Consider the following 454-nt stretch of genomic DNA (forward strand, 5'->3'; position numbering starts at 1 on the left):
CACCGAGGTGCCATCGCCCCAGGCCTTGACCACGTCGAGTTCGTTGAAGGCGTTGTTCACCACCGCGATCGCGGCGTTGAGCTTGGCCAGGTCGATGTGGCGGTTGCGCACCATCGACAGCTCCCTCGCCGAGACCCCGGCGATGTGTTTGGCCGCCTCGTAGGGGCCGATGTTGATGCCGCCGGTGAACACCGCCAGCGAGTAGCGGCCCAGGATGTCCCGGATCTTGGGGTCCGAGCCCGAGGCGGGGCCGAAGCAGTGGTGCCAGCCCAGCCAGTAGGCGGTGCGCGCCACGATCTGCAGCAGGGAGCGTTCGGGCATGCGTACCTCGATCGCCTCGGCCAACTTCTCCACCGCCTGCGGAGCACCGGGGACGCGGCGCCTGCGCAGCCGGGGCACGCCGTCGTCGATGAACAGGTCGGTGTTGTCGGCGTACCCGACCTCCAGCGCGGTG

General features: G+C 69.2%; 1 protein-coding gene. It reads right to left on the bottom strand.

Annotation, left to right across the window (positions count from 1 at the left end; genetic code table 11):
• Positions 1 to 454, bottom strand: a 454-nt coding sequence (locus tag LP52_RS25480) for a Tn3 family transposase (RefSeq protein WP_040276973.1), incomplete at both ends; no start/stop codon positions are given.

Origin of the sequence: Streptomonospora alba (assembly GCF_000826685.1) — a bacterium.
In the GTDB taxonomy this organism is placed as follows: Bacteria; Actinomycetota; Actinomycetes; order Streptosporangiales; family Streptosporangiaceae; genus Streptomonospora; species Streptomonospora alba.